The organism is Lelliottia jeotgali, assembly GCF_977070485.1.
The window spans coordinates 1-15,613 of sequence record NZ_CDRVFO010000033.1; the positions used below are offsets into that span (position 1 = coordinate 1).

At 57.6% G+C, this 15,613-nt stretch carries 14 protein-coding genes and 1 tRNA gene; all 15 read right to left on the reverse strand.

Annotation, left to right across the window (positions count from 1 at the left end):
• The coding region (locus ACW4TB_RS27170; protein ID WP_232859055.1) for a GTP-binding protein at nucleotides 1-128 on the reverse strand (128 nt) is incomplete at its 3' end.
• A gap of 27 nt (nucleotides 129-155) precedes the next feature.
• A complete protein-coding gene (gene fusA / locus ACW4TB_RS27175; RefSeq protein ID WP_012316520.1) occupies nucleotides 156-2,300 on the reverse strand; it encodes an elongation factor G in 2,145 nt (714 codons plus the stop codon).
• A 30-nt stretch (nucleotides 2,301-2,330) separates the two neighbouring features.
• Nucleotides 2,331-2,801 (reverse strand): 30S ribosomal protein S7, encoded by a 471-nt coding sequence (rpsG, locus tag ACW4TB_RS27180; protein ID WP_003246741.1) that lies wholly within the window; start codon nucleotides 2,799-2,801, stop codon nucleotides 2,331-2,333.
• A 106-nt stretch (nucleotides 2,802-2,907) separates the two neighbouring features.
• Nucleotides 2,908-3,279: a 30S ribosomal protein S12 gene (gene rpsL, locus ACW4TB_RS27185; RefSeq protein WP_003255492.1), complete on the reverse strand. Its 372-nt coding sequence runs from the start codon at nucleotides 3,277-3,279 to the stop codon at nucleotides 2,908-2,910.
• Between the two features lie 211 nt (nucleotides 3,280-3,490).
• Nucleotides 3,491-7,690, reverse strand: a complete 4,200-nt coding sequence (gene rpoC, locus ACW4TB_RS27190) for a DNA-directed RNA polymerase subunit beta' (RefSeq protein ID WP_012316521.1) — start codon at nucleotides 7,688-7,690, stop codon at nucleotides 3,491-3,493.
• A 64-nt stretch (nucleotides 7,691-7,754) separates the two neighbouring features.
• Nucleotides 7,755-11,828: a DNA-directed RNA polymerase subunit beta gene (gene rpoB, locus ACW4TB_RS27195; RefSeq protein WP_012316522.1), complete on the reverse strand. Its 4,074-nt coding sequence runs from the start codon at nucleotides 11,826-11,828 to the stop codon at nucleotides 7,755-7,757.
• Complete coding sequence (locus ACW4TB_RS27200) at nucleotides 11,828-11,998, reverse strand: hypothetical protein (RefSeq protein ID WP_155294789.1); 171 nt, start codon at nucleotides 11,996-11,998, stop codon at nucleotides 11,828-11,830. The genes rpoB and ACW4TB_RS27200 overlap by 1 nt, the downstream gene beginning before the upstream one ends.
• Before the next feature lie 49 nt (nucleotides 11,999-12,047).
• Complete coding sequence (rplL, locus tag ACW4TB_RS27205; RefSeq protein ID WP_003255496.1) at nucleotides 12,048-12,413, reverse strand: 50S ribosomal protein L7/L12; 366 nt, start codon at nucleotides 12,411-12,413, stop codon at nucleotides 12,048-12,050.
• Nucleotides 12,414-12,491: 78 nt separating this feature from the next.
• A complete protein-coding gene (gene rplJ / locus ACW4TB_RS27210) occupies nucleotides 12,492-12,992 on the reverse strand; it encodes a 50S ribosomal protein L10 (protein WP_012316523.1) in 501 nt (166 codons plus the stop codon).
• Between the two features lie 196 nt (nucleotides 12,993-13,188).
• The gene (rplA, locus tag ACW4TB_RS27215; protein ID WP_012316524.1) at nucleotides 13,189-13,884 is read right to left on the reverse strand and encodes a 50S ribosomal protein L1; all 696 of its coding nucleotides are present in this window, start codon (nucleotides 13,882-13,884) and stop codon (nucleotides 13,189-13,191) included.
• The gene (gene rplK, locus ACW4TB_RS27220; protein WP_003255500.1) at nucleotides 13,884-14,315 is read right to left on the reverse strand and encodes a 50S ribosomal protein L11; all 432 of its coding nucleotides are present in this window, start codon (nucleotides 14,313-14,315) and stop codon (nucleotides 13,884-13,886) included. The genes rplA and rplK overlap by 1 nt, the downstream gene beginning before the upstream one ends.
• Before the next feature lie 119 nt (nucleotides 14,316-14,434).
• Entirely contained in the window at nucleotides 14,435-14,968 is a 534-nt protein-coding gene (nusG, locus tag ACW4TB_RS27225) for a transcription termination/antitermination protein NusG (protein WP_012316525.1), read from the reverse strand.
• Between the two features lie 9 nt (nucleotides 14,969-14,977).
• Nucleotides 14,978-15,346 carry a preprotein translocase subunit SecE gene (gene secE / locus ACW4TB_RS27230; RefSeq protein WP_008089117.1) on the reverse strand — a complete coding sequence of 123 codons (369 nt, stop codon included), beginning with the start codon at nucleotides 15,344-15,346 and terminating at the stop codon, nucleotides 14,978-14,980.
• A gap of 44 nt (nucleotides 15,347-15,390) precedes the next feature.
• Nucleotides 15,391-15,466 (reverse strand) — tRNA-Trp (locus ACW4TB_RS27235).
• Between the two features lie 54 nt (nucleotides 15,467-15,520).
• Nucleotides 15,521-15,613, reverse strand: a 93-nt coding sequence (locus ACW4TB_RS27240; protein WP_449118062.1) for an EF-Tu C-terminal domain-related protein, incomplete at its 5' end; no start/stop codon positions are given.

Sequence of the window (15,613 nt, forward strand, 5' to 3'; positions counted from 1 at the left end):
GCCGAGCCGAAAACTTCGGAGCAAACGCGAGTCAGAGCTGCGGTCAGAGTGGTCTTACCGTGGTCAACGTGGCCGATGGTGCCAACGTTAACGTGCGGAAGGGAACGATCAAATTTTTCTTTAGCCACGACAGTGAACCTCTTGCCTAAAGGGGATTAGCCTTGTTTTTTAACGAGTGCTTCGACGATGTTCGACGGAGCTTCGGCGTATTTGGAGAATTCCATGGAGTAGCTTGCGCGACCCTGAGACATGGAACGAACGTCGGTCGCATAACCGAACATCTCTCCGAGCGGTACTTCAGCACGGACGACACGGCCGGAGACCGACTCATCCATACCCTGGACCAGACCACGACGACGGTTCAGGTCACCCATCACGTCACCCAGGTAGTCTTCCGGGGTTACAACTTCGACCTTCATGATCGGCTCGAGGACCACGCCACCACCCTTCTGGGCCAGTTGCTTGGTTGCCATCGAAGCAGCGATCTTGAACGCCATTTCGTTGGAGTCGACGTCGTGGTACGAACCGTCGAATACCGTGGCCTTCAGGCCGATCAGAGGATAACCGGCAACGACGCCGTTTTTCATCTGCTCTTCGATACCCTTCTGGATCGGGGCGATGAATTCCTTAGGAATCACACCACCAACGACTTCGTTGGAGAACACCAGACCTTCGGTGATGTTGCCTTTCTCGTCCTGATCTGGCTCCGAGAAACGGATCCAGCAGTGACCGAACTGACCACGACCACCCGACTGACGAACGAACTTGCCTTCGATCTCAACGCCGGATTTGGTGATCTTCTCGCGGTACGAAACCTGCGGCTTACCGATGTTGGCTTCGACGTTGAACTCACGCTTCATGCGGTCAACGAGGATGTCCAGGTGCAGCTCACCCATGCCCGAGATGATGGTCTGGCCAGTCTCTTCGTCGGTCTTGACGCGGAACGACGGGTCTTCCTGGGCCAGCTTGCCCAGAGCAATACCCATCTTCTCCTGGTCAGCCTTGGTTTTCGGCTCGACGGAGAGCGAAATGACCGGCTCAGGGAAGTCCATACGCTCAAGAATGATTGGCTTGTCGGCGTTGCACAGGGTTTCGCCCGTGGTCACGTCCTTCATGCCGATCAGTGCCGCGATGTCACCAGCGCGCACTTCCTTGATCTCTTCACGCTGGTTGGCGTGCATCTGCACCATACGACCAACGCGCTCTTTCTTGCCCTTGACCGAGTTGATGACAGAGTCACCGGAGCTCAGGACGCCCGAGTAGACGCGAACGAAGGTCAGAGTACCAACGAACGGGTCGGTCGCGATCTTGAACGCCAGAGCCGAGAACGGCTCGTCGTCGTCGGCGTGACGCTCGTCTTTACGAACAGCCGGATCGTCTTTGTCCAGGTCCTTGTCGTCCGGGTTGATACCCTGGATTGCAGGGATCTCGGTCGGGGCAGGCAGGTAGTCGATGACGGCGTCGAGAACCAGGGGAACACCCTTGTTCTTGAACGACGAACCGCAGACAGCCGGTACGATTTCGCTGGCCAGGGTGCGCGCGCGCAGACCGGCTTTGATCTCTTCGACGGTCAGCTCTTCGCCTTCCAGGTACTTGTTCATCAGCTCTTCGCTGGACTCGGCAGCAGCTTCAACCATGTTGGAGCGCCACTCTTGAGCCAGCTCCAGCATATCGGCAGGAATTTCTTCCTCGCGATAGGTGGTGCCTTTGTCGTCGTCGTTCCAGTAGATAGCCTTCATCTTGATCAGATCGACCTGACCCTGGAAGTTATCTTCCGAACCGATGGCCAGCTGAACAGGAACCGGAGTGTGACCCAGACGGTTCTTGATCTGACCTACGACGCGCAGGAAGTTTGCACCGGCACGGTCCATCTTGTTCACGTAAACAACACGCGGAACGCCGTACTTGTTGGCCTGACGCCATACGGTTTCGGACTGAGGCTCAACGCCGGAGGTGCCGCAGAACACAACGACCGCGCCGTCGAGTACACGCAGCGAACGCTCTACTTCAATGGTGAAGTCAACGTGGCCGGGGGTATCGATGACGTTTACACGGTAGTTGTCGTACTGACCAACGGAACCCTTCCAGAAGGTGGTAACGGCAGCGGAGGTAATGGTGATACCGCGCTCCTGCTCCTGCACCATCCAGTCGGTGGTCGCGGCGCCGTCGTGCACCTCGCCCATCTTGTGGCTCAGACCTGTGTAGAACAGGATCCGCTCGGTAGTGGTAGTCTTGCCCGCGTCAACGTGGGCACAGATACCGATGTTACGGTAGCGGTTAATTGCTGTAGTACGAGCCATAAAGCCCTCGCAAAAATGTTGATGCTTGAATTAGAAGCGGTAGTGCGAGAACGCTTTGTTGGCTTCAGCCATACGGTGCACGTCTTCACGCTTCTTGACTGCAGCACCCTTGCCTTCGGCAGCATCCAGCAGCTCACCGGCCAGGCGCAGAGCCATCGACTTCTCGCCGCGCTTGCGGGCGTAGTCTACGAGCCAGCGCATTGCCAGAGCGTTACGACGGGATGGACGAACTTCAACCGGAACCTGGTAAGTGGCACCGCCGACACGACGGGACTTTACTTCGACCAGCGGAGCGATGGCGTCGAGAGCTTTCTCGAAGATTTCCAGGGGGTCGCTGTTCTTGCGTGCTTTGACGGTATCCAGAGCACCGTAAACGATGCGCTCGGCTACGGCCTTCTTGCCGCTTTCCATCACGTGGTTCATGAACTTGGCGAGGATCTGGGATCCGTACTTCGGATCGTCAAGGATCTCACGTTTTGCTGCTACACGACGTCTTGGCATGATAAGCCCTCAAACGGTCTTCAGGTTAGCCCGGGACGTGGGTCTTCGACCCCTGCCCGACCTTACTCTTATCGACTCAAAAAAATGGATGTCTGCAAACGGCCGATTACTTCGGACGCTTGGTACCGTACTTCGAACGACCCTGGTTACGGCCTTTGACGCCCGAAGTATCCAGAGAGCCGCGAACGGTGTGGTAACGAACACCTGGCAAGTCTTTTACACGGCCGCCACGAATCAGGACGACGCTGTGCTCTTGCAGGTTGTGGCCTTCACCGCCGATGTACGAGGAAACCTCGAAACCGTTGGTCAGACGCACACGGCATACTTTACGCAGTGCCGAGTTAGGTTTTTTCGGCGTGGTGGTGTACACGCGGGTGCACACGCCACGACGTTGCGGGCAGTTCTGCAGCGCAGGAACGTCGGACTTTTCGACCGAACGCTTACGCGGCTGACGTACCAGCTGGTTGATAGTTGCCATCTACTAGCTCCACTGATTGTCTTGCGACTCTATTGTCTTGCAAGAAAGCCAAAAATTGGCGAGACGGAGCCTCACCAAATTTAAGGGTACAAAAGTCTAAAGAGGATCTTGCACCCAGTCAAGACAAGGCCCCGGCCCTCCCCGCCCGATCATCGGCAACATTTCATGTCTCCGATGACCGTTCGGGGCTTGCCGGGGCCCTGCCCTGTACTCAGTTACCGCTGGAATTCAGCGCTTCGGTCAGTGCGGCTTCCACCTCACTGGCACTTACGCGCAGCGGTTTGTCGGCATCACGGCGACGCTTACGCTCGCTGTGGTAGGCCAGACCGGTACCGGCCGGGATCAGACGACCCACGACCACGTTCTCTTTCAGGCCGCGCAGGTAATCGCGCTTGCCGGTTACGGCCGCTTCGGTCAGTACGCGGGTGGTTTCCTGGAAGGAAGCCGCGGAGATGAACGACTCGGTCGAAAGCGACGCCTTGGTGATACCCAGCAGCACACGGGTGAACTTCGAGACGAACTTGTCATCGGCGGCGAGACGCTCGTTCTCGACCAGCACCTGAGTCAGTTCCATCTGGTCGCCCTTGATGAAGCTGGAATCGCCCGACTCGGAGATCTCGACCTTACGCAGCATCTGACGCAGGATGGTCTCGATGTGCTTGTCGTTGATCTTAACGCCTTGCAGACGGTAAACGTCCTGGATCTCGTTGACGATGTATTTCGCCAGCGCGCTCACACCTAGCAGACGCAGGATGTCGTGCGGATCGCTCGGGCCGTCGGAGATAACTTCGCCGCGGTTTACCTGTTCGCCTTCGAAGACGTTCAGGTGACGCCACTTCGGAATCAGCTCTTCGTACGGATCGCTACCGTCGGTCGGGGTAATGACCAGACGACGCTTACCTTTGGTCTCCTTGCCGAATGCGATGGTACCGCTGACTTCAGCCAGAATCGAGGCTTCTTTCGGACGACGCGCTTCGAACAGGTCGGCAACACGTGGCAGACCACCGGTAATGTCACGGGTCTTCGACGTTTCTTGCGGGATACGCGCGATAACGTCACCAACGCCGATCTGTGCACCGTCAGCAACACCAACCAAAGCGTTCGCTGGCAGGAAGTACTGTGCAGGTACGTCGGTACCTGGCAGGTACAGATCCTTGCCATTGGCATCGACCATCTTGATTGCCGGACGGATTTCCTTGCCTGCGGCAGGGCGATCCTTGACGTCCAGCACTTCGATGTTGGTCAGGCCGGTCAGCTCGTCGGTCTGACGTTTGATGGTGATGTTTTCTTCCATGCCCACGAAGGTCACGGTACCTTTCAGCTCGGTAACGATCGGGTGGGTGTGCGGGTCCCACTTGGCGACGATTGCGCCAGCTTCGACCTTGTCACCTTCCTTGACCGAAATCACCGCACCGTAAGGCAGCTTGTAACGCTCGCGCTCACGGCCGAATTCATCGGCAATGGCCAGCTCACCGGAACGCGATACGGCAACCAGGTTGCCATCGGCACGCTCGACCTGCTTCAGGTTGTGCAGACGCACCATACCGCCGTTCTTCACCTGAACGCTGTCGGCAGCCGAAGTACGGCTTGCAGCACCACCGATGTGGAACGTACGCATGGTCAGCTGGGTACCCGGCTCACCGATCGACTGTGCAGCGATAACGCCGACAGCTTCACCGATGTTCACCTGATGACCGCGAGCCAGGTCTCGACCGTAGCACTTGGCGCAGATACCGTAGCGGGTTTCGCAGTTGATCGGCGAACGCACGACAACTTCGTCGATGCTGTTCAGCTCGATGAACTCGACCCACTGCTCGTCGACCAGGGTACCGGCAGGAACGATGACGTCCTCGGTGCCCGGCTTGAACACGTCACGGGCGATGACACGGCCCAGTACACGCTCGCCCAACGGCTCCACGACGTCACCGCCTTCGATGTGCGGAGTCATCAGCAGGCCATGGTCGGTACCGCAATCGATCTCGGTTACAACCAGGTCTTGCGCAACATCCACCAGACGACGGGTCAGGTAACCGGAGTTCGCAGTCTTCAACGCGGTATCCGCCAGACCTTTACGAGCACCGTGAGTCGAGATGAAGTACTGGAGTACGCTCAGACCTTCACGGAAGTTCGCAGTGATCGGCGTCTCGATGATCGAGCCGTCCGGCTTGGCCATCAGGCCACGCATACCGGCCAGCTGACGGATCTGTGCTGCGGAACCCCGCGCACCGGAGTCAGCCATCATGTACATCGAGTTGAAGGACTCTTGCTCGACTTCTTTGCCCTCGCGGTCAATGACCTTCTCTTTCGAGAGGTTGGCCATCATCGCCTTGGACACTTCGTCGTTCGCCTTGGACCACAAGTCGATGACCTTGTTGTACTTCTCGCCCTGGGTTACCAGGCCGGAGGCGTACTGGCTCTCGATTTCCTTCACTTCATCAGTGGCGCTGCCAATGATGCGTGCTTTTTCATCAGGGATGACGAAGTCATTCACACCGATGGAAACACCGGAAATGGTCGAGTAGGCGAAACCGGTGTACATCAACTGGTCGGCGAAGATAACGGTCTCTTTCAGACCAACCACGCGGTAGCACTGGTTGATCAGCTTGGAGATCGCCTTTTTCTTCATCGGCTGGTTGACCACATCGTACGGCAGGCCTGCCGGTACAACCTGGAACAGCAGTGCACGGCCGACAGTGGTGTCGACGATGCGGGTGTTCTTGGTGATGCTGCCATCACGGTCTTTCACGGTCTCGTTGATACGGACTTTGATTTTCGCGTGCAGAGCGGCTTCGCCGGCGCGGAATACGCGGTCGACTTCCTGCAGGTCGGCGAATACGCGACCTTCGCCCTTGGCATTGATGGCTTCACGGGTCATGTAGTACAGACCCAGTACAACGTCCTGCGACGGAACGATGATTGGCTCACCGTTGGCTGGCGACAGAATGTTGTTGGTCGACATCATCAGCGCGCGCGCTTCAAGCTGTGCTTCCAGGGTCAGAGGCACGTGAACGGCCATCTGGTCACCGTCGAAGTCGGCGTTGTACGCAGCACAGACCAGCGGGTGCAGCTGAATGGCCTTGCCTTCGATGAGCACAGGCTCGAACGCCTGGATACCCAGACGGTGAAGGGTCGGTGCACGGTTCAGCAATACGGGGTGTTCGCGAATCACTTCAGCGAGAACGTCCCATACCTCTGGCAGCTCGCGCTCGACCATCTTCTTGGCAGCCTTGATGGTGGTCGCCAAACCACGCATTTCCAGCTTGCCGAAAATGAACGGCTTGAACAGCTCGAGGGCCATCTTCTTCGGCAGACCGCACTGATGCAGACGCAGGGTCGGGCCTACGGTAATTACCGAACGGCCGGAGTAGTCCACACGCTTGCCGAGCAAGTTCTGACGGAAACGACCTTGCTTACCTTTGATCATGTCGGCCAGGGACTTCAGCGGACGCTTGTTCGAGCCAGTGATGGCGCGACCGCGACGGCCGTTGTCCAGCAGGGCGTCTACCGCTTCCTGCAGCATGCGCTTTTCGTTGCGCACGATGATGTCAGGCGCCGACAGATCGAGCAGGCGCTTCAGACGGTTGTTACGGTTGATCACCCGACGATACAGGTCGTTCAGGTCGGAGGTCGCGAAGCGGCCGCCATCCAGCGGTACCAGCGGACGCAGGTCCGGCGGCAGTACTGGCAGAACGGTCAGGACCATCCACTCAGGGAGGTTGCCCGAGCCCTGGAAAGCTTCCATCAGCTTCAGGCGCTTGGACAACTTCTTGATCTTGGTTTCCGAGTTGGTCTGCGGAATCTCTTCGCGCAGGCGACCGATCTCGTGCTCCAGGTCGATAGCGTGCAGCAGCTCGCGGACAGCCTCGGCACCCATGCGGGCATCGAAATCGTCACCGAACTCTTCCAGCGCTTCGAAGTACTGCTCGTCGTTGAGCAGCTGACCCTTCTCGAGGGTAGTCATGCCCGGATCGATAACGACGTAGCTCTCAAAGTAGAGCACGCGCTCGATGTCACGCAGAGTCATGTCCATCAGCAGGCCGATACGGGACGGCAGCGACTTCAGGAACCAGATATGAGCAACCGGCGAGGCCAGCTCGATGTGCGCCATGCGCTCACGACGAACCTTGGCCAGGGCAACTTCAACGCCACACTTCTCGCAGATCACACCGCGATGCTTGAGGCGCTTGTACTTGCCGCACAGGCACTCGTAGTCCTTCACCGGGCCAAAGATCTTGGCGCAGAAAAGGCCGTCACGTTCAGGTTTGAACGTACGGTAGTTGATGGTTTCCGGCTTCTTAACTTCACCGAACGACCACGAACGGATCATTTCAGGCGACGCCAGACCGATGCGGATGGCGTCGAACTCTTCGACTTGACCCTGGTTTTTCAGCAAATTCAGTAGGTCTTTCAAGGCCTTTCCTCCTGGCGGAGCAGGAAGCGGGCTGTACCAGCCCCGCTCCCCTTCGCGTCACGTGTTATTCGGTTTCCAGATCGATATCGATACCGAGCGAACGGATCTCTTTGATCAACACGTTGAAGGACTCGGGCATGCCCGGCTCCATACGGTGATCGCCATCCACGATGTTCTTGTACATCTTGGTACGGCCGTTCACGTCGTCCGACTTCACTGTGAGCATTTCTTGCAGGGTGTATGCCGCGCCGTATGCTTCCAGCGCCCACACTTCCATCTCCCCGAAACGCTGGCCACCGAACTGCGCCTTACCACCCAGCGGCTGCTGGGTAACCAGGCTGTAGGAACCAGTGGAACGCGCGTGCATCTTGTCGTCCACCAAGTGGTTCAGCTTGAGCATGTACATGTAACCAACGGTCACAGGACGCTCGAACTTGTTGCCAGTGCGGCCGTCGAACAGCACCATCTGGCCGCTCTCTGGCAGATCAGCCAGCTTCAGCATGGCCTTGATCTCGCGCTCCTTGGCACCGTCGAAGACTGGGGTAGCCATAGGCACGCCTTTCTTCAAGTTGTGCGCCAGGGCGAGGATCTCTTCGTCGGTGAACTCTTCCAGGTTCTCCTGACGACCACCGATCTCGTTATAGATCTCGGTGAGGAAGCCACGTAGCTCAGCGGCCTTGCGCTGCTCTTCGATCATGCGGTCGATCTTCTCACCCAGACCTTTGGCCGCGAGGCCCAGGTGGGTTTCAAGGATCTGACCGACGTTCATACGCGAAGGTACGCCCAGCGGGTTCAGTACGACGTCGACCGGAGTACCGTTGGCATCGTGCGGCATGTCTTCTACCGGCATGATCACCGAGACCACACCTTTGTTACCGTGACGACCGGCCATCTTGTCACCCGGCTGGATGCGACGGCGGATGGCCAGGTAAACCTTGACGATCTTCAGTACGCCCGGTGCCAGGTCATCGCCCTGCTGCAGCTTGCGCTTCTTGTCTTCGAACTTGTCGTCCAGCAGGCGACGGCGATCGACGATGTACTGCTGAGCCTTTTCCAGCTGCTCATTCAGTGCATCTTCAGCCATGCGCAGTTTGAACCACTGGCCGTGCTCCAGACCGTCCAGCACTTCGTCAGTGATCACGGTACCTTTTTTCAGGCCCGCACCACCGTCGACCACTTGGCCGTTCAGGGCAGAACGCAGACGCTCGAAGGTTGCACCTTCGACGATGCGGAACTCTTCGTTGAGGTCCTTGCGAATCTCGTCCAGCTGCATCTTCTCGATGGCCAGTGCGCGGCTGTCGCGCTCTACGCCATCACGGGTGAATACCTGTACGTCGATGACGGTACCCTTGGTGCCAGTCGGCACGCGCAGGGAGGTGTCCTTAACGTCGCTGGCCTTCTCACCGAAGATCGCGCGCAGCAGTTTTTCTTCCGGAGTCAGCTGGGTTTCGCCTTTTGGCGTGACCTTGCCGACCAGGATGTCGCCAGCGCCGACTTCAGCACCTACGTAGACGATACCGGCTTCGTCCAGCTTGTTCAGTGCAGCTTCACCCACGTTCGGGATGTCCGCAGTGATTTCCTCTGGGCCAAGCTTGGTGTCACGCGCCACACAGGTCAGTTCCTGAATGTGGATTGTGGTGAAACGGTCTTCCTGAACCACACGCTCGGAGAGGCAGATGGAGTCTTCGAAGTTGAAGCCGTTCCACGCCATGAACGCGATGCGCATGTTCTGACCCAGAGCCAGTTCACCCATGTCGGTGGACGGGCCGTCGGCCATGATGTCGCCACGCGCAACCTTGTCACCTTTGCTCACCAGCGGACGCTGGTTGATGCAGGTGTTCTGGTTGGAGCGGGTGTACTTGGTCAGGTTGTAGATATCTACACCTGCTTCACCGGTCTCGACTTCGTCGTCGGCTACGCGAACGACGATACGGCTGGCATCGACGGAGTCGATCACACCACCGCGACGAGCAACCACGCAGACACCGGAGTCACGGGCAACGTTGCGCTCCATGCCGGTACCGACCAGCGGCTTGTCAGCACGCAGGGTTGGTACAGCCTGACGCTGCATGTTCGAACCCATGAGTGCACGGTTGGCGTCGTCGTGCTCGAGGAACGGAATCAGCGAGGCAGCAACGGAAACAACCTGCTTCGGCGATACGTCCATCAGGGTGACGTCTTCCGGCGCCTTGACGGTGAATTCGTTCAGGTGACGAACGGCCACCAGTTCGTCGATCAGTTGCTTCTTGTCGTTCATCGCGGCCGAAGCCTGGGCGATGACGTGATCCGCTTCTTCGATCGCCGACAGGAACACGATATCGTCGCTGACCACGCCTTCCTTCACCACGCGGTACGGGCTTTCCAGGAAGCCGTACTGGTTGGTGCGGGCATAGGCCGCCAGGGAGTTGATCAGACCGATGTTCGGACCTTCAGGGGTCTCGATCGGGCACACGCGGCCGTAGTGGGTCGGGTGTACGTCACGGACTTCGAAGCCTGCACGCTCACGGGTCAAACCGCCCGGGCCGAGTGCGGAAACACGGCGCTTGTGGGTGATCTCGGAGAGCGGGTTGTTCTGGTCCATGAACTGCGAGAGCTGGCTGGAACCGAAGAACTCTTTCACCGCCGCCGCAACCGGCTTGGCGTTGATCAGGTCCTGCGGCATCAGGCCTTCGCTTTCAGCCATCGACAGGCGTTCCTTGACCGCGCGCTCGACGCGCACCAGGCCAACACGGAACTGGTTCTCGGCCATCTCGCCGACGCAACGTACGCGACGGTTACCCAAGTGGTCGATGTCGTCAACAATGCCTTTGCCGTTACGGATATCTACAAGGGTCTTGAGGACCTCGACGATATCTTCCTTGCTCAGCACGCCCGAACCTTCGATCTCGGTGCGACCGATACGGCGATTGAACTTCATGCGGCCTACGGCCGACAGGTCGTAACGCTCGGCGCTGAAGAACAGGTTGTTGAACAGGGTCTCGGCAGCATCCTTGGTAGGCGGCTCACCTGGACGCATCATGCGGTAGATCTCGACCAGAGCTTCCAGTTGGTTGCTGGTGGTGTCGATCTTCAGGGTGTCCGAGATGAACGGACCGCAGTCGATGTCGTTGGTGTACAGCGTCTCGATGCGAACGACCTGAGCCTTGGCGATCTTGATCAGCAGCTCGGTGGTCAGCTCGGTGTTGCACTCAGCGATGATCTCGCCGGTGGCCGGATGCACGATGGCCTTGGCAGTGGTGCGACCCAGGACGTATTCCATCGGAACGTCCAGCTGGTTCACACCGGCCTTCTCGAGCTGATTAACGTGGCGCGCGGTAATGCGGCGGCCCTGTTCAACGATGACCTTGCCCGTTTCGTCATGGATGTCCATGACCGCAACTTCACCACGCAGACGCTGCGGCACCAGTTCCAGGCTGAGTTTCTCGCCGGAAATATGGAACACGTTGGTGGTGTAGAAGGTGTTCAGAACCTCTTCGGTGCTGTAACCCAGGGCGCGCAGCAGTACCGAGGCCGGCAGTTTGCGACGACGGTCGATACGGACGAACACGCAGTCTTTCGGGTCGAACTCGAAGTCCAACCAGGAGCCGCGGTACGGAATGATGCGAGCGGAGTACAGCAGCTTGCCGGAGCTGTGCGTCTTGCCACGGTCGTGGTCGAAGAACACACCAGGCGAACGGTGCAGCTGGGAAACGATCACACGCTCGGTACCGTTGATAACAAAGGTACCGTTCTCAGTCATCAGGGGGATTTCACCCATGTAGACTTCTTGCTCTTTGATGTCCTTGATCGCTTTGTTCGACGATTCCTTGTCGAAGATGATCAGGCGCACCTTGACCCGCAGTGGGACCGCGAAGGTCACGCCACGCAGGACACATTCCTTCACATCGAAGGCGGGTTCGCCCAGGCGATAGCCTACGTACTCCAGGGCAGCATTGCCGGAGTAGCTGATGATCGGAAATACCGATTTGAAGGCCGCGTGCAGGCCGACGTCGCGGAACTGATCCTTGGATGCTCCCGCTTGCAGGAATTCGCGATACGAATCCAGCTGGATGGCCAGGAGGTAAGGCACATCCATGACGTCCGGCAACTTGCTAAAGTCCTTGCGGATACGTTTTTTCTCAGTGTATGAGTAAGCCATCAGCGTTCCCCAGCTTGGTCACCTGCTTGTTTGGCTTCTCCCGGCGGGAGCAGCCAGAAAATCGTGCAAACCCCTTGGTTTGCGCCACCCACATGGGTGTCTTGCAGCTTGTTATCGGGGCCGACCTGATCGGCCACCAATAACGGAAAAAGGCCGGTGGCATAAGCCACCAGCCATCAGCCTTTGCTCAACGCTCCGGCTGGAGTCGCAAAGTCGAGATTACTTCAGCTCGACTTTAGCGCCTGCTTCTTCCAGCTTCTTCTTAGCGTCTTCAGCGGCTTCTTTCGAAACGCCTTCAGCTACGACCTGAGGAGCGCCGTCGACTTTCTCTTTGGCTTCTTTCAGGCCCAGACCGGTCAGTTCGCGAACGGCTTTGATCACGTTCACTTTCTTGTCGCCGGCTTCAACCAGAACAACGTTGAACTCGGTCTGCTCTTCAACAACGGCAGCAGCAGCAGCTGGGCCAGCAGCGGCAACAGCAGCGGTAACGCCGAAGGTTTCTTCCATAGCTTTGATCAGCTCAACAACTTCCAGAACGGTTTTCTGGCCGATTGCTTCGATGATTTGCTCGTTAGTCAGGGACATGACTTAAATCCTGTATTGGGGTGACAGCCTACGCAGCCATCAAATTAAACATATGATTTTGAAAGAGGTTACGCGGCCTTAGGCAGCAGCAGCTTCTTTCTGGTCGCGAACGGCCGCCAGAGTACGAGCCAGCTTGCTGGTGGCGCCTTGAATGACGCTCATCAGACGTGCGATAGCTTCGTCACGGGTCGGCAAGGTAGCCAGTACATCGATCTGGTTGGCGGCAATGAAATTGCCGTCAAACGCAGCTGCCTTGATCTCGAACTTGTCCTGACCCTTAGCGAACTCCTTGAACAGACGAGCAGCAGCGCCCGGGTGTTCGTTGGAGAAAGCAATCAGGGTCGGGCCTTTGAACGCGTCGTTGAGGATCGAATACTCGGTGCCTTCAACTGCGCGCTTGAGCAGGGTGTTACGTACGACACGTACGTATACGCCAGCTTCGCGGGCCTCTTTACGGAGTCCGGTCATTGCGCTTACAGTCACACCACGGGCATCGGCCACGACAGCGGACAGAGCGACTTTGGCAGCCTCGTTGACTTCAGCGACGATGGCTTTCTTGTCTTCGAGTTTAATTGCCACGGGTTTACTCCTGGTTTTTACCGTTTCATCTGGCCGAAGCCGGATGTCGTTTTGGTGTCTGATTCGGTAACGAATCGGGAGCACCATCTGCGTAGGCTTGAGGTTTAAGGCTTGCGCCGCCTACGGTCTTGGATAGCCCCCGCCAGGCAGGGACCCCAATTTTGCTGATGGCGCGACGGATCGCGCCATCATTGCCTTACGCGTTCAGCGAGCTCTGATCGATGACCAGACCTGGGCCCATAGTGGTGCTCAGGGTAACGCGCTTGACGTAGATACCTTTCGAAGAAGCCGGTTTGATACGCTTCAGATCAGCGATCAGGGCTTCAACGTTTTCCTTCAGCTTGCCAGCTTCGAAGCCGACCTTGCCAACGGAGGTGTGGATGATACCGTTTTTGTCGGTGCGATAGCGAACCTGACCGGCCTTGGCGTTTTTCACAGCCGTGGCAACATCAGGAGTCACAGTACCGACTTTCGGGTTAGGCATCAGGCCGCGAGGCCCCAGAACCTGACCCAACTGACCCACAACGCGCATTGCATCAGGCGATGCGATGACGACGTCATAGTTCAGGTCGCCGCCCTTCATTTCGGCAGCCAGATCGTCCATACCTACACGGTCAGCGCCGGCAGCCAGAGCGGCCTCAGCAGCTGGGCCCTGGGTGAAGACGGCAACGCGTACGGTCTTGCCAGTGCCGTGTGGCAGCACGGTAGCGCTACGAACGACCTGGTCGGATTTACGCGGGTCAACACCGAGGTTGACGGCAACGTCGAAAGACTCGCTGAACTTCACGGTGGACAGTTCGGCCAGCAGCGCAGCTGCGTCTTCGAAGTTGTAAACTTTGCCAGCTTCGACTTTCGAAGCAATAGCCTTTTGGCGCTTGGTCAGCTTAGCCATTACACACCCTCCACGTTCAGGCCCATGCTGCGGGCAGAGCCAGCGATGGTGCGTACAGCAGCGTCCAGGTCAGCAGCGGTCAGATCAGCCTGTTTAGCCTTGGCGATATCTTCCAGCTGAGCACGGGTCACGGTACCGACTTTGACGGTGTTCGGGCGAGCCGAACCACTGGTCAGGCCAGCAGCTTTCTTCAGCAGAACCGAGGCAGGGGTGCTCTTGGTTTCGAAAGTGAAGCTACGGTCACTGTAAACAGTGATGATCACAGGAGTCGGCAGGCCGGCTTCTTGACCCTGAGTACGGGCGTTGAAGGCCTTGCAGAATTCCATGATGTTCACACCGTGTTGGCCCAGTGCTGGACCAACGGGTGGGCTTGGGTTGGCCTGGCCGGCCTTAACTTGCAGCTTGATGTAAGCCTGAATCTTCTTAGCCATGAGCTACTCCAATATCGGGTACGAACGCCAGATGGCTCCCCGGATGACTTGCGTTTTATCCCAGTGACGACAAAACCCCGCAGCACACAGGGCTGCGGGGTATGGGATGCTTCGTCCGCCTAGACCTTTTCGACCTGGCTGAACTCGAGCTCCACCGGAGTAGAGCGACCGAAAATGAGCACCGCCACTTGGAGGCGACTCTTTTCGTAGTTAACTTCTTCGACGTTACCATTGAAGTCAGCGAACGGACCATCAATGACTCGAACCACTTCACCTGGCTCAAACAACGTCTTCGGCTTCGGCTTGTCACTGCCATCGGCAACGCGACGCAGGATAGCCTCAGCTTCTTTATCGGTGATCGGAGCAGGCTTATCTGCAGTACCACCAATAAAGCCCATCACACGAGGGGTATCCTTGACCAAGTGCCAAGTCCCTTCATTCATCTCCATCTGGACCAGAACATAGCCAGGGAAGAATTTACGCTCACTCTTGCGCTTCTGGCCGTTGCGCATTTCGACGACTTCTTCGGTCGGGACCAAGATCTCACCGAAACCGTCTTCCATGCCTGCCAGCTTGACGCGCTCTATCAGGGAGCGCATAACATGCTTCTCGTAACCCGAGTAAGCATGCACAACATACCAACGCTTAGCCACGGGACACCTTTAGCCAACGATCAGGGAGACCGCCCAGCCGAGCAGGGAATCAAGACCCCACAGCAGCAGTGCCATAACCAGCACGACAGCCACGACAATCAGCGTGGTCTGGGTGGTTTCCTGGCGGGTCGGCCACACGACTTTACGGATCTCAGTACGAGCTTCCTTCGCAAGCGCAAAGAACGACTTACCCTTCGCGGTCTGCAGGGCTACAAAGCCCGCAACAGCAGCCAGGGCGAGAAGCGCAAGAACGCGGTACAGGATTGGAGAGGCGGAGTAATACTGATTACCCACTACGCCAACAACCACCAAAGCCACTACAGCCAGCCACTTGAACAGATCAAAACGCGATTCTTGGGCTTCAGTTTTGGGAGTCATCGAGGAGGATCCTGTAAGAAGAAAGCCAATCACACTGAGGTGAATGGCAGGTCAGGAGGGAATCGAACCCCCAACCTACGGTTTTGGAGACCGTCGCTCTGCCAATTGAGCTACTGACCTGTAACGCTGTATCAGGCCGGCCATTATACCGGCCTGATCAAGTAAATCAACTACTTATTCGATAATTTTTGCTACGACGCCGGCGCCGACGGTACGACCGCCTTCACGGATAGCGAAGCGCAGACCGTCTTCCATTGCGATGGTCTT

Bases quoted from the DNA above. Each gene is read 5' to 3' on its own strand.
- fusA (WP_012316520.1), bottom strand. From the start codon at position 2,300: ATGGCTCGTACTACAGCAATTAACCGCTACCGTAACATCGGTATCTGT.
- rpsG (WP_003246741.1), bottom strand. From the start codon at position 2,801: ATGCCAAGACGTCGTGTAGCAGCAAAACGTGAGATCCTTGACGATCCG.
- rpsL (WP_003255492.1), bottom strand. From the start codon at position 3,279: ATGGCAACTATCAACCAGCTGGTACGTCAGCCGCGTAAGCGTTCGGTC.
- rpoB (WP_012316522.1), bottom strand. From the start codon at position 11,828: ATGGCTTACTCATACACTGAGAAAAAACGTATCCGCAAGGACTTTAGC.
- rplL (WP_003255496.1), bottom strand. From the start codon at position 12,413: ATGTCCCTGACTAACGAGCAAATCATCGAAGCAATCGGCCAGAAAACC.
- rplA (WP_012316524.1), bottom strand. From the start codon at position 13,884: ATGGCTAAGCTGACCAAGCGCCAAAAGGCTATTGCTTCGAAAGTCGAA.
- rplK (WP_003255500.1), bottom strand. From the start codon at position 14,315: ATGGCTAAGAAGATTCAGGCTTACATCAAGCTGCAAGTTAAGGCCGGC.
- secE (WP_008089117.1), bottom strand. From the start codon at position 15,346: ATGACTCCCAAAACTGAAGCCCAAGAATCGCGTTTTGATCTGTTCAAG.